The sequence below is a fragment of the Actinomycetospora succinea genome, from assembly GCF_004363095.1.
Lineage (GTDB): Bacteria > Actinomycetota > Actinomycetes > Mycobacteriales > Pseudonocardiaceae > Actinomycetospora > Actinomycetospora succinea.
Map to the genome: position 1 here is coordinate 867589 of NZ_SNYO01000002.1, position 13362 is coordinate 880950.

A 13362-nucleotide genomic window follows, 5' to 3' on the forward strand; every position below is an offset into this window, starting at 1 on the left:
CGGGATACTCGCCGACGTCCGGCGGTGTCGCCGGTCACACCACCCCGACAGCCCGACCCACTCCGGGAGGCTCCCGTGTCCGCTCCGTCCACCGGCCCCGACCTGCGCCCCGCCGCGCTCGACGACACCGCGCTCGACGAGCTCCACCGCCTCGAGCAGCGCCTCGGCACGCCCGTCGTGGCCTACGAGTCGACCAGCCCCTACGCGGAGCTGAGCGACGAGCAGCTCGCCGAGATCCAGCGCACCGAGTCCGCCCTCGGCGTGCGCCTGCTGGCCTACCGTCAGGCCTGATCGCCCCGCACGGCGCGCACGTGCAGCAGCTGCACCCCGCGCCGCGTCGCCACGTCGATCTCCGGGTCGAACCCGCCCGCGGCCAGGTGGTCGGCGAGCCGGTCGACGACGTCCGTGCGCGGTGCCGCGCCGCCGTCGGAGCCGTAGACGAGGTGCAGCAGCCCGCCCGGCCGTAGCGCGGTCGCGAGCACCGCGAGCTCGGCGCGCGCCGGGCCGGTCCAGAACGCGTTGACGTTCACCGCGAGCGCGAGGTCGAACGCCCCCGGGTCGGGCTCGAACGCGGCCAGCGAGGTGGCGCACACGAGACCCCGCCCGGCCAGCCGGGCCGCGGTCGCCGCGGTGGCCGTCGCGGAGCGGTCGATGCCGGTGTAGTGCCCGCGCGGCAGGCGGTCGACGAGCAGCGCTGCCGCCACCCCGCGCCCGCACCCCACCTCGAGCACGCGCGCGTCCGGCTCCGGATCGACGAGATCGACGGCGGCGAGGAGCCGGGGCGGGACCGTCATGGCTCGATCCAACATCGACCGCACCGTCACCCCATAGAGTGGTCCGGGTCACAGACCAACCCGGAGGCGGAGGTGCGGGGCATGCCCACGGTGGAGACGGTGCGGGGACCGGTGGACGTCGGCGACCTGGGCACGACGCTGATGCACGAGCACGTCTTCGTGCTGAGCCCGGACGTCATGCAGAACTACGGCGACGAGTACTGGGACGAGGAGGTCCGGGTCGCCGACGCGATCGACAAGCTGCGCCGGCTGCGCGAGCTCGGCGTCACGACGATCGTCGACCCCACCGTCGTCGGGCTCGGGCGCTACATCCCGCGCGTGGCCCGGATCAACGCCGAGGTCGACCTCAACATCGTCGTCGCCACCGGGCTCTACACGTTCGACGAGATCCCGCACTTCCTGCACTACCGCGGACCCGGCACCGTGCTCGGCGGCGACGAGCCGATGACCGAGATGTTCCTCAAGGACATCCGCGAGGGCATCGGTGGCACGGGCGTCAAGGCCGCGTTCCTCAAGGGCGTCGTCGAGGAGCGCGGTCTCACCCCCGACCAGACCCGCATCCAGCACGCCATCGCCGCCACCCACGTCGAGACCGGTGTGCCGATCACCGTCCACACCAACGCCGCGGCCCAGACCGGGCGGCTCGCGCTCGACCTCTACGAGCAGGCGGGCGTCGACCTCACCAAGGTCGTCGTCGGGCACGCCGGCGACAGCAACGACCTCGACTACCTGCGCGAGATCGCCGACCGTGGCGCCACGATCGGCGCCGACCGCTTCGGCATCGACGTCTTCAACCCGACCGACCAGCGGGTGGCCACCATCGCCGCGCTGTGCGCCGAGGGCTACGCCGAGAAGATCGTGCTCGCCCACGACGCCTCCTGCTACATCGACTTCTTCTCCGGCGCGAGCCAGGCGACGAAGGAGCAGATGCTGCCGAACTGGCACTTCGAGCACATCCACCGCGACGTGCTGCCCATGCTGCGCGAGCAGGGCGTCACCGAGGACCAGCTCACGACGATGCTGGTGGAGAACCCGCGGCGGTACTTCTCGTGAGCCCCACCCCGCTCGAGCGCGGGTCCGCCCCGTTCGACACCTCCGGCATCACCCGCGGCGCCGACGGCGTCGCGCGCTACGACCACCTCGCGCCGTCGGTGGTCGCGATGGTGCGGGCGTCGGTGGAGCGCCACCCGGACGTCGAGGCCGTCGTCGAGATCGGTGGCGAGCGGGTCACCTACGCGCAGCTGTGGGACCGGGCGGCGCGGGTCGCCGGCGGCCTCGTCTCGCAGGGGGTCGGGCGCGGCGACCGGGTGGCCTCGCTGCTGCCCGCCGGCCTGGACTGGGTGGTCGGGTTCCTCGGCACCCTGCTGGCCGGGGCCGTCGCGGTGCCCGTGAACACGCGGTTCGCGCCGCCGGAGGTGTCCTACGTCCTCGAGGACAGCGCGGCAGCGGCCGTGCTGCGGCCCGGCGAGGCGCTCCCGGACGGCTACCCCGAGGCCCTCGACGACCTCGTCCCCGGCGACCTCGCCGCGATCTTCTACACGAGCGGCACCACCGGGCGGCCCAAGGGCGCGCGGACCACCCACGGCAACTTCCTGTCCAACGTCGAGACCGCGATCCGCGTCGTCGGGATCGACCGCGCCTCCGGCCCGAGGCTGCGCAACCTCGTGTCGGTGCCGCTGTTCCACGTCACCGGCTGCAACTCCCAGCTGCTCGTCCAGCTCGGGCTGGGCGGCACCACGGTGGTGCTCCCGGTGTTCGACGGGGCGACGTTCGTGCGGACGATCGTCGACGAGCGCATCGACACGATCGTCAGCGTCCCGGCGATCTACGGGCTGACGCTGGCGCGCGACGACCTCGGCGTCGACCTGTCGCACGTGCAGCGGGTCTCGTACGGCGGCGCGCCGATCGCGCCCGCGCTGGTCCGGCGCCTGATGGAACGCCTGCCCCAGGCCCGGCTGGGCAACGGGTTCGGGCTCACCGAGACCTCGTCGATCGCCACGTTCCTGCCGCACGAGTGGGCGGCGGAGAACGCCGACTCGGTGGGGTTCGCGGCGCCGGTCGTCGACCTCGCGCTCACCGACGTCGACGACGCGGGGGTCGGCGAGCTCCTGATCCGCGGCCCGAACGTCGTCGACGGCTACTGGGCGGCGCCCGAGGCGACGGCGCGGACGTTCGTCGACGGCTGGCTGCACAGCGGCGACCTCGCGCGCGTCGACGACGGCATCGTGCGCATCGTCGACCGCGCCAAGGACGTGATCAACCGGGGCGGGGAGAACGTCTACTCGGTCGAGGTCGAGAACGCGCTGGCCGGCGCGCCGGGGGTCGCCGACGCGGCGGTCGTCGGCGTCCCGGACGACGTCATGGGCGAGAAGGTCGGCGCGGTGCTGGTGGGGTCGGGGATCGACGTCGGCGCGGTGCTCAGCTACCTCGACACCCAGATCGCCGACTTCAAGGTCCCGCAGTACGTCGTCGTGTCCGCCGACCCGCTGCCCCGCAACCCGGGCGGCAAACTGCTCAAGCGGACCCTGCGCGACGGCACCGACTGGGGCGCGCCGGTCCGCGGCCGCTGACCCACGTGCGTGATCTTCTGAGCCATGGCTCAGAAGATCACGCACGTGGGGGGACGATGAGGACGACGTCGAGGCGGCGGGGGCCGTGGACGCCCTCGACGCGGTCGAGCTCGATGTCGCTGGTCGCCGAGGGGCCGGAGACGAAGGTCAGCGGGCCGTCCGGGGCCAGGCGCGCGAGGGCCTCGGGCACCGAGGACACGACGTCGGCGGCCCGGATCACGCACACGTGGTGGTCCGGCACGAGGCTGATCGCCCGCCGGCCCTGGTCCGGCGCGAGCGCGTCGAGCACGAACGTGCCGGTGTCCGCGATCGCCACGGCGGCGCCGGTGACGACGGCGTCGAGGCGGTCGAGGTCGGCGACCGACAGCGGCGGGTCGTCGCGCCGGACCGTCGCCGTCACCTCGCCGAGCCACTCGCCCGGCAACCCCGGCGGGGCGACCACCGACGAGGACCCCGCGAGCACCGCGGCGATGGCCGCCGGGACACCGTCGAGGTCGCCGACCCGGTGCACCGTCGCCCGGTAGTCGGTCAGCGTCTCGGTCAGGCGCTCCACGGCCGCCGCCGACCCGGGCGCGTGGACCCCGGTCCGGTGGTAGTCGCGCGGCACGTCCGGCACCGTCGACCCGCCGACGTCTCGGGCGGCGCGCAGCCGGGCCAGCACCTCCTCACGAGCGCTCACGGCGCCCCCACCACTCCCGGAACGTCTCGGCCGGCGGCTCCGGCATGTCGCGCGCGCCGAACCACGCCGCCGCCCCCGGGCCCGGCACCGACCGGATGCGCCCCGAGCGGCTCAGCAGCCGGCCGAGCTTCACCACGCGCTCGGTCAGCGAGAACCGCCCCGGCGACGCCATCGCGGCCGCCGCCGCGCGCATCGCGAGGTCCTGCGCCGTCGGCCGCCCGTGCGCCTCGACCGCCGCCGCGCGCTGCTGGACCAGCAGGTGCGGGATGTCGATGCGCACCGGGCACGCGTCGAAGCACGCCCCGCACAGCGACGACGCGTAGGGCAGCGACGCGTTGACGTCGTCGGGCCCGTCGATGCCCGTGAGCTGCGGCGACAGCACCGCGCCGATCGGGCCGGGGTAGATCGACCCGTACGCGTGCCCGCCCGTGCGCTCGTAGACCGGGCAGACGTTGAGGCACGCCGAGCAGCGGATGCAGTGGAGCGCCTGCCGCCCGTCGGGCGAGGCCAGGACGTTCGAGCGGCCGTTGTCGAGCAGCACGAGGTGGAACGTCTGCGGCCCGTCGCCGGGCGTGACCCCGCTCCACGACGACGTGTACGGGTTCATCCGCTCGCCGGTGGAGCTGCGCGGCAGCAGCTGCAGGAACACCTCGAGGTCCGACCACGTCGGCACGACCTTCTCGACGCCCATCACCGTGATCAGCGTGTCCGGCAGCGTCAGGCACATCCGCCCGTTGCCCTCGGACTCGACCACGGAGATCGTCCCGGTGTCGGCGACCGCGAAGTTGACCCCCGAGATGCCGACCCGCGCCGAGAGGAACTTGCGCCGCAGGTGCGCGCGGGCGGCCATCGCGAGGCGACGCGGCTCGTCGGTGAGGTCCGGGTCCACGTCCGGCATCTCGCGCAGGAAGATGTCGCGGATCTCCGAGCGGTTGCGGTGGATCGCGGGGACGAGGAAGTGCGACGGCTTGTCGTCGGAGAGCTGGACGATCAGCTCGGCGAGGTCGGTCTCGAGCGCCGCGATCCCCGCCGCCCCGAGCGCCTCGTTGAGCCCGGTCTCCTGCGTCGCCATCGACTTGACCTTGACGACCTCGTCGGATCCGGTCTCCCGCACCAGGCCGACGACGATCCGGTTGGCCTCCTCGGCGTCGCGCGCCCAGTGCACGACGCCGCCGCGCGCGGTCACCGACGCCTCGAGCTGCTCGAGCAGCTCCGGCAGCCGGGCCATCACGTCGGCCTTGACGCACTCGCCGGCGCGGCGCAGCTCCTCCCAGTCGTCGACCTCGCCGACGACGGCGGCGCGCTTGGCCCGGATCGTGCGGGTGGCGTGCCCGAGGTTCTGGCGCAGCTGGGTGTCGGCCAGCGCCCGGTGCGCGGCGACGGGGAACGGTTCGGTGCCGCGCAGGTGGCCGTGCGGGTCCGACGCGACGGTCGGCATGCCGAGGTCGGTGGTCACGCCGGTGCTCCCTCGGTGGTGGACGCCAGGATCTCCGCCAGGTGCACCGTGCGGACGCCCGAGCGCAGGCGCGAGAGGCCGCCGCCGATGTGCATGAGGCACGACGTGTCCCCCGCCGTGCACACCTCGGCGTGCGTCGAGAGCACGTTCGCCATCTTGTCCGCGAGCATCGCCGTCGAGGTCTCGGCGTTCTTCACCGCGAACGTCCCGCCGAAGCCGCAGCACACCTCGGCGTCGGGCAGCTCGGTCAGCGTCAGGCCGCGGACCTCGCGCAGCAGGCGCAGCGGCTTGTCGCCGACGCGCAGCATGCGCAGCGAGTGGCACGTCGGGTGGTACGTGACGCGGTGCGGGTAGTACGCGCCGACGTCGGTGACGCCGAGGACGTCGACGAGCAGCTCGGAGAGCTCGTAGGTGCGCCCGGCGAGGTCCTCCGCGGCCTGCGCGAGCTTCTCGTCGCCCCCGCGGCGGGCGACCATCGCGTGCTGGTGGCGCACGCAGCCCACGCACGACCCGGACGGTGCGACGACGACGTCCGCGGCCCCGGAGAACACGTCGACGTGGTGGCGCACCAGCGGCAGCGCGAGGTCGAGGTAGCCGGTGTTGACGTGCATCTGGCCGCAGCACGTCTGGTCGGCGGGGAACACGACCTCGTGCCCGAGGCGCTCGAGCAGCAGGACCGTGGCCCGCGGCGCCTGCGGGAACATCGCGTCGCCCAGGCAGGTGGCGACGAGGGCGATCCTCAAGGGACTCCTCGGATCGTGGTGGTGGTGGCCCCCGAGTGTCCCCCGCGCCGTCGGGGCGCCGCTCGGTCAGCGGGCCGGGAAGTCCAGGACCCAGAACTCCGAGCGGCTGGTCACGTAGGCCCGCGAGCCGTCGCGGGAGCCGGCGACGCCGAACGGCTGCTGGCCGACCGGCACGGTGCCGATGACGTCGTCGCGGCTGTTGATCACCGACACCGTCGTCCCCGGCGCCGCCTCGCTGCCGTAGTTGGTGACGAGCACGTTGCGGCCGTCGCCGGTCACCGCGACGCCGATGGGCCCGCCGAGCCCCTCGGTGATCGTGGCCGTGACGGTGTCGGTGGCCGTGTCGATGACGCTGACCGACCCCTGCGGGGCCTGCGCCGTCCCCTGGCTCGCGACGTAGGCGTACCGGCCGTCGGGGCGGAAGGCCACGCTGCGCGGGGTGTCGCCGACCGGAATCGTGCCGGTCACGGCGTTGGTGGCGGTGTCGACGACGGAGACGGTGTTGCCCACCCCGGTGAGCACGCCCTCGTTCGCGACGTAGAGCTTGCGGCCGTCGGGGGACAGCGCGAGACCGCTGGGCCCCTGCCCGACCGGCACGGTCGCCGTGACGCGCGCCCCGGTCAGGTCGACCACCGAGACGGTGCTGCCGGGCGCGGCGTTGGTGCCCTCGTTCGCGACGTAGGCGATGCGCCCGTCGGGGCTCAGCGCGACACCCGACGGTGCGGGCCCGATCTCGATCTGCGACGTCACCCTGTTCACCGTCGTGTCGATGACCGCGAGCGCGGTCCCCGGTGCGGCGTCGGTGCCCCGTTCGCTGACGTAGACCCGCGTCCCGTCGCCGCTGGACACCACGTCGCCGGGGAACGTGCCGACCGGGACCGAGCCGGTGACCTGGTCGGTCGCGGCGTCGACGACGGCGACCGAGGGCGTCGGCGGGCTGCCGGTGAGGCCGCTGACGAACACCCGCCGCCCGTCGGGGCTGACCTCGACCCACCGCGGGCTCTGCGCCGGCGGGGCGACGGCCCGGGCCGTCGGCACCGCGCCCGGCGACCAGAGGTCGAACACCGCGTCGGCCCCGATCGCGCCGCCGGCGACGACGACCAGCGCGGCGAGCCCGACGGCGACCCACCGCCACGGACGGCGCCCGCCCGACGGGGCCTCCAGTGGGGGCGGGGCCGGGCGGCCGGGGGTCGGCGCCCCGACGCGCGTCGACCCCGGCGGACCCGACCCCGGCGGACCCGACCCCGGCGGACCCGACCCCGGAGGACCCGACCCGGGTGCCACCGGTCCGGTCCCGTCCGCGGCGGTCCACGCCGTGCTCGGCGGCCCGGACCGGGGCGGCGCGACACCCGGGCCGCCCGCTCCCGCGCCCAGCACCGAGGTCGCGGCACCCACCGGGGCGGGCCCCGTGCGGGGCCCGCCGAGCGCCGCGACCGTCGCGTCGGCCAGCGCCCCGGGCGTGGGGAACCGCTGCGACGGGTCCTTGGCCATGCCGGTGGCGACGACGCGGTCGAACACCGCCAGGTCCGGCCGTGACCACGAGGGGGCGGGCACGGGCTGGTGCACGTGCTGGCCCATGTGCGCGACCGGGTCCGGGCCGGGATAGGGCCGCCCGCCGGTGAGCAGCTCGTAGAGCAGGCACGCCAGCGCGTAGACGTCGCTGCGGAAGGTCGCCTGGTCCCCGGAGAACAGCTCCGGGGCCATGTACGCCGTGGTGCCCAGCACCGTCCCGGTGCTCGTCAGCTGCGACGCGCCGGGGTTCGCGAGGCGGGCGATGCCGAAGTCGACCAGGAAGCAGAAGTCGCCGCCGCGCTGCCCGGTCAGCAGCACGTTCGACGGCTTGACGTCGCGGTGCACGAGACCGGCGGCGTGGGCCGAGTCGAGGGCCTCGGCGATCTGGCTGACGACATCCGCGGCGCGAGCCGGCGGCAGCCCGCCCGGGTGGGCGCGGACGGCGGCCGCGAGGTCGCCGCCGTCGACCAGACGCATGTCGACGAAGAGACGGCCGTCGATCTCCCCGAAGTCGTGGATCGGGATGACGTGCAGCGAGGACAGCCGCGCGGTCAGCCGCGCCTCCTGCTGGAACCGCGCCCGGGACTCCGGGTCCGCCGCCACCGCGGCGCCGAGCAGCTTCAGCGCGACGGACCGCTCACGCCGCGTGTCGAAGGCTTCCCAGACCTCCCCCATCGCACCGCGGCCGAGCAGACGCCGCAGCTCGTACGGGCCGAACACCTCGCCCTCGGCGGCCACCTGATCACACCCCTGTCCGGTCCGGCGCCCCCCGGGCGATCCGCGCCGAAGGTTAACGCCGTCCCCGGGGCCACGGATCCGTCCCGCGCCGAGCGGAGCCCCGGTCCGCCGCGCCGCCGTCCGGCCGTGACGGCGCGAGCGGGTCGCACGCCCCACTGGACACTCAGCGCATCGAGGCGAACCCCGTCCGTCACGATCCTCGCTGGTCACGGGCCCGCGCCACTATCCACTCACGGGCGCCCCGGCCGACCGTGATCCTTGTGGTCCGCGTACCGTCCGTGAACCATACGGAGAACACACGGGCCCGGATGGGCGCCCGGTTCGAGGAGGGGTACGGCATCATGCCGGAGCTCTGGCCGCTGGTCGGACGCTCCGAGACGCTGTCCTCGATCGTCCATCTCGCCCAGACCCGGCAGTGCGCCGGCGTCATGCTCGTTGGTCCACCCGGCGTCGGTCGCACCCGCCTGGCGCGCGCGACCCTGGCCGCGGTGGTCACCACGGAAAGTGCCCGTTGGTCGCCCGTCTGGGTGATGGCGAGCCGCTCCACCCAGGACATCCCGCTCGGCGCGATGAGCCATCTCCTGCCCCGCATGGACGCCCCGCCGGACGGCGAGACGGGCCTGACCGGTCATCTGCTGCACGCCGCGCGGCTCGCCCTGCGCCCGGAGCCCGGCGCGGGCCAGCTCATCCTCGCCGTGGACGACGCGCACGTCCTCGACACGACCTCGGCGGTGCTGCTCCACCAGCTCGCCGTCTCCGGCGACGCCTTCCTCGTCATCACCGCCCCGGCCGGGCTCACCCTCCCGGACCCGATCTTCGCCCTCTGGAAGGAGGGGCTGATCGACCGCCTCGACATCCAGGAGTTCGACCGCGTCCAGAGCGACCAGCTGGTCGCCCGGGCCCTCGGCGGGCACGTGGACGGGGCGGCCCTCCTGCGGCTGTGGCGGTACTCGCTGGGCAACGCGCTCTTCCTGCGCGAGATCGTCGACGGCGCGCGGGAGGACGGCACGCTGCGCCAGACCGGGGCGGTGTGGCGGTGGGAGGGCGAGTTCACGCCCTCCGCGCGCCTGGTGGAGATGGTCGAGGCGCGGATGGGCTCGCTGGCGGCGCCCGAGCGCGACCTGCTGGGTCTGCTCGCGTTCGGCCAGCCGCTGGGCAGCGAGGTGGCGGCCGAGCTCGTCTCGCCCTCGGTGCTCGCGACGCTGGAGCGCCGGGAGCTCGTCGAGTCGGTCCGCGAGGGGCGCCGGGTCAACGTCCGCCTCCGGCACCCCCTCTACGCCGAGATCCTGCGCCAGCAGGCCACCCCGCTGCAGGAGCGCCAGGCGTACCACCGCCTCACCCGCGCGATGGAGGCCCACGGCACCCGGCGCGGCGAGGACCGCAGCCGGCTGCTCGGGTTCCGCATCGGCCAGGGCGAGGAGGCCGACGCCCACGAGCTGCTCGCCGCCGCCCGGGACGCGGCCGCCGCCGACGCCGGGCTCGCCGACCAGCTGCTGCGCGCCGCCGCGGACTCCGGCGGGACCGTCGACGTGCGCCACCAGCTGGCCCGCGCCCTGGTCGCGGCGGACCGCTTCGACGAGGCCGAGGCGGTGCTGGCCGAGGTCGCCACGCGGCCGGAGATGGCCTCGGCCCCGCCCGCCCAGCTCGTGGCCTCGGCGCTCATCCGCGTGCCGAACGCCTACTGGGGCCTGCACGACGTCGTCGGCACCCGCGACGTCCTGCACGCGCTCGAGCGCACGATCCCCGGCGGCTCCGCCCCGGCCGGCGAGGCCTGGCTGCGGGCCGTGGTGTCACTGCTCGACGGCCGGCCCCGCGCGGCCCTCGAGCGCCTCGAGCCGCTGATCGCCGACGACAGCGGGGATCCCGGGATCCACGTCGCCGCCCTGTCGGTCGCCGCGTTCGCGAGCGCCCGGGCCGGCGCCCTGGGGCGCGCCCGCGACCTCGTCGCGCGGGGCCTGCCGATGATCGAGCGCGACGGCGACCCGAGCGGCGGCTGGCTGCGCTTCCAGTTCCTCACGGCGTCGTGGTCCGCGGACCTGCAGGCCGGCGAGCTGGACCGGGCCGAGAAGCTCGCCCGCGACTGCTACGCGGAGGCGCTGGCCCAGGGCCTGCGCACGCCGATGGCCATCTACGCCACGTGGCAGGGGATCGTGGCGGCACGCCGGGGACGGGTCCAGTCCGCCGCGCGCTGGCTGCGGGAGGCGGCGGCGGCCGTGTCCGCGTCGCGCTTCTGCTTCGCCGTCCCGCTGGCCGCCGAGCTGTCGACGGTGCTGGCCACGTCCGGGGAGCTCGCCGAGGCGCGCACGGTGCTGGCCGCCGCCGACGACGTCCCCGGCGGGGGCCTGTTCGCGGGGTGGCAGACCGCCGCCCACGTGTGGCTCCTCGGCGTCGAGGGCCGGGTGTCGGCCGCGACGGAGACGGCGGTCGCCGCGGTCGCCGCCACCGAGGACCCGGGGCACCTGCTGCAGACCCTGCACACGGTGGTCCGCGTGCGCGCCATCGGTGTGGTGGCCGACGAGCTCGAGGTCCTGGCCGCCGACCTCGACGGTGCGTGGCCGGCCCTCGTCGTCGACCACGCCCGGGGTCTCAGCACGCGCGACGGCGCCGCCCTGGACGAGGTCGCCGCCCGCTTCGAGCAGCTCGGGTCCCTGCTGCTGGCCGCCGAGGTCGCGGCCCAGGCCTCCGCGGTGCACCGGTCGGACGGCAGCACCGCGGCCGCGCGGGCGTCCGCGGCGCGGGCGCGGGCCTGGGCCGGGGAGTGCGAGGAGGCGCGGACCCCGGCGCTCGGGCTCCTCGAGGCGTCGACCGAGCTGACGCGCCGCGAGCTGGAGATCGCCTCGCTGGCCGCCACCGGCCTGACGAGCAAGGCGATCGCCGAGCAGCTGGTCGTCTCGGTCCGCACCGTGGACAACGTGCTCCGCGCGGTCTACGCGAAGCTCGGCGTGTCCGGGCGCGGGGAGCTCTCGCAGGTGGCGGGCCTGCACGTCGCCCGCTGAGCACCCGCGGGCGTCAGGAGCCGCTCGCCGAGCCGCCGTCGGTCCCGCCCGAACCGCTCCCGCCGTCGGTGCCGCTGCCCGACGCGCAGCAGTCGGGGGGCGGCGTCGTGTGGGGCGCGCTGGTGTGCTCCGACGTGCGGCCGTTGTTCCACCCGCCGCCACCGTTGCCACCGCCGGAGCCCCCGGAGCCGCCGGAGTTGCTGGGTGCGCGGCGGGCCTGGCTGCCCTGCTGGGAGCCGCCCGACGACCCGGCGGGATCCTCGGCGACCGGCGCGGCGGGCGCGACGACCACGGGCGGCGGCGCCACCGACGCCGGGGCCGGCGCGATCTCCGTGGCGCCGGCCGGCGTGGGCGTGGCGTCGGCCGACGCGACCCGGTAGGCGTAGGTCCCGCCGCCGGCGAGCACCGCCAGCAGTAGCGCCGCCCCGATGGCCATGGGCACGCGCCGGCGGGGCTTCTTCTCGGGCTCGGAGGACTGCAGCGCGGGTGCCGGCATCCCGGCCGCCGGGGTCCCCACCGGCATCGACCCGCGGGGCGCACCCGGGCGCGGCCCGTTCTGCAGCATCGCCGTGGTGCCCGCCCCGGCGGCCGCCGGGATCGCCCCGGAGGGCGGGCCGTTCCGCCGCGGCGGCGGCAGGTGGGTGGGCCGCTGGAACGTGCCCGACGACGGGCCGGTCATGGGGCCGACCATGGTGGTGGCGGCCGCGGCGGTCCGCCGCACCTGCGGGCCGGTCGACCCGCCGTGGGGGCCGCCGCCGTGGACGTACTCGGTGTGCGCCATGCCGGCCGCCCCGAGGACGATCGCGTGCTTCGGGTGGGCATCGACCGCGGTCGGTCGCCCCAGCTCCGCGGACACCATCTGGCTCACGAGCGGGATGCGCGACGAGCCCCCGACGAGCAGGACGGTGGTCAGCTGCTCGGGCTGCACGCGCGCCGAGTCGAGCGCGCGGCGCAGCGACGCGATCGTCGCCGCGATGGACGGGCGGACCATGTCCTCGAACTCGCCGCGGGTCAGGCGCACCTCGGTCTGCAGCGAGGGCAGCATCACCGGGATCGTCGTCTCGGTGTCGGCGGAGAGCGCCTCCTTGGCGAGCACGCAGTCCTGGCGCAGGCGGATCACCGCGCTCGTCGCGCGCGGGTCCGACGGGTCGAGCTCGGACACGGGCCCGCCGAGCACGCGGTCGACGTGGGTGAACACGGCCTCGTCGAAGTCGATGCCACCGAGGCCCTCGATGCCCTCCGGCGTCCCGAGCAGCTCGAAGCCGTTGCCCGACGTCCGCAGCAGCGTCGCGTCGAAGGTGCCGCCGCCGAGGTCGTAGACGGCGACGGTCGCGCCGTCCTCCAGGCGCTCGTTGGTGGCGTAGTGGGCCGCGGCCGCCTCCGGCTCGGTGATCATCCGGACGTTGCGGAGACCGGCCTGGCGCGGGATCTGGTCGAACAGCTCGCGCTTGTACGGGCCCCAGTTCGCGGGGTGGGTCAGGGTCACGACGTCGGGCATCCCGCCCTCGCGCTCGCTCACCGCCCGGACGACGTCGCCCAGCTGGCGGGCCATGAGGTCGCCGGCCGCGTACGGCGACCCGCCGAGGATCAGCGGCATCGGGTCGCCGAAGCGCCGCTTCACCTCGCGGGCGACGCGGTCGGGCTCCGAGGCGGCCCGGCGCTCCGCGGCGTCGCCGGTGAGCACGGCGCCGTCCTCGCGGATGAGGATCACCGAGGGCACGGCCGCGGCGCGGTCCCCGAGGCTGGCCATCTCGACACGGCCGTCCCGGTCGACCGCGGCGGCGGTGAAGGTGGTTCCTAGATCCACGCCGAGTCCGTAGCCCACCGGAATCTCCTTTCTCTCTCACGCATCGTCGTCTCGGGGTGTCGGCCGG

10 protein-coding genes are annotated in these 13362 nt (G+C 75.4%); 4 read left to right on the forward strand and 6 right to left on the reverse strand.

Annotation, left to right across the window (positions count from 1 at the left end; genetic code table 11):
- The first annotated feature begins 75 nt into the window (after nt 1-75).
- Nucleotides 76-291, forward strand: a complete 216-nt coding sequence (locus EV188_RS10595) for a hypothetical protein (RefSeq protein WP_133826162.1) — start codon at nt 76-78, stop codon at nt 289-291.
- Here EV188_RS10595 and EV188_RS10600 read toward each other — a convergent pair.
- Complete coding sequence (locus tag EV188_RS10600; RefSeq protein ID WP_166659812.1) at nt 282-794, reverse strand: class I SAM-dependent methyltransferase; 513 nt, start codon at nt 792-794, stop codon at nt 282-284. The genes EV188_RS10595 and EV188_RS10600 overlap by 10 nt on opposite strands.
- Nucleotides 795-875: 81 nt before the next feature.
- Between EV188_RS10600 and EV188_RS10605 the strand changes: the two genes are divergently transcribed.
- Both EV188_RS10605 and EV188_RS10610 read left to right on the forward strand, forming a co-directional pair.
- Nucleotides 876-1847, forward strand: coding sequence for a phosphotriesterase family protein (locus EV188_RS10605; RefSeq protein ID WP_133826164.1), 972 nt, complete (start codon nt 876-878; stop codon nt 1845-1847).
- Nucleotides 1844-3364 carry a class I adenylate-forming enzyme family protein gene (locus EV188_RS10610; RefSeq protein WP_208114100.1) on the forward strand — a complete coding sequence of 507 codons (1521 nt, stop codon included), beginning with the start codon at nt 1844-1846 and terminating at the stop codon, nt 3362-3364. The genes EV188_RS10605 and EV188_RS10610 overlap by 4 nt, the downstream gene beginning before the upstream one ends.
- 37 nt (nt 3365-3401) lie before the next feature.
- On the opposite strand, the gene EV188_RS10615 is transcribed toward EV188_RS10610, so the two are convergent.
- The 4 genes from EV188_RS10615 to EV188_RS10630 form a co-directional block, all read right to left on the reverse strand.
- Complete coding sequence (locus tag EV188_RS10615) at nt 3402-4043, reverse strand: LutC/YkgG family protein (RefSeq protein ID WP_133826165.1); 642 nt, start codon at nt 4041-4043, stop codon at nt 3402-3404.
- Complete coding sequence (locus EV188_RS10620; protein WP_133826369.1) at nt 4030-5481, reverse strand: LutB/LldF family L-lactate oxidation iron-sulfur protein; 1452 nt, start codon at nt 5479-5481, stop codon at nt 4030-4032. The genes EV188_RS10615 and EV188_RS10620 overlap by 14 nt, the downstream gene beginning before the upstream one ends.
- Before the next feature lie 14 nt (nt 5482-5495).
- Entirely contained in the window at nt 5496-6242 is a 747-nt protein-coding gene (locus tag EV188_RS10625; protein WP_133826166.1) for a (Fe-S)-binding protein, read from the reverse strand.
- A 66-nt stretch (nt 6243-6308) separates the two neighbouring features.
- Nucleotides 6309-8492 (reverse strand): protein kinase domain-containing protein, encoded by a 2184-nt coding sequence (locus tag EV188_RS10630; RefSeq protein ID WP_133826167.1) that lies wholly within the window; start codon nt 8490-8492, stop codon nt 6309-6311.
- Between the two features lie 308 nt (nt 8493-8800).
- Between EV188_RS10630 and EV188_RS10635 the strand changes: the two genes are divergently transcribed.
- On the forward strand, nt 8801-11488 hold the full coding sequence (locus tag EV188_RS10635) for a helix-turn-helix transcriptional regulator (protein WP_133826168.1): 2688 nt from the start codon (nt 8801-8803) through the stop codon (nt 11486-11488).
- A 13-nt stretch (nt 11489-11501) separates the two neighbouring features.
- Here the strand turns inward: EV188_RS10635 and EV188_RS32225 are convergent, their stop codons facing one another.
- Nucleotides 11502-13313: an Hsp70 family protein gene (locus EV188_RS32225; protein ID WP_208114101.1), complete on the reverse strand. Its 1812-nt coding sequence runs from the start codon at nt 13311-13313 to the stop codon at nt 11502-11504.
- Nucleotides 13314-13362: the final 49 nt, after the last annotated feature.

What these genes read in the sequence shown, in the direction of transcription:
- EV188_RS10600 (WP_166659812.1), bottom strand. Translation starts at nt 794, where the DNA reads ATGACGGTCCCGCCCCGGCTCCTCGCCGCCGTCGATCTCGTCGATCCG.
- EV188_RS10605 (WP_133826164.1), top strand. Translation starts at nt 876, where the DNA reads ATGCCCACGGTGGAGACGGTGCGGGGACCGGTGGACGTCGGCGACCTG.
- EV188_RS10620 (WP_133826369.1), bottom strand. Translation starts at nt 5,481, where the DNA reads ATGCCGACCGTCGCGTCGGACCCGCACGGCCACCTGCGCGGCACCGAA.
- EV188_RS10635 (WP_133826168.1), top strand. Translation starts at nt 8,801, where the DNA reads ATGGGCGCCCGGTTCGAGGAGGGGTACGGCATCATGCCGGAGCTCTGG.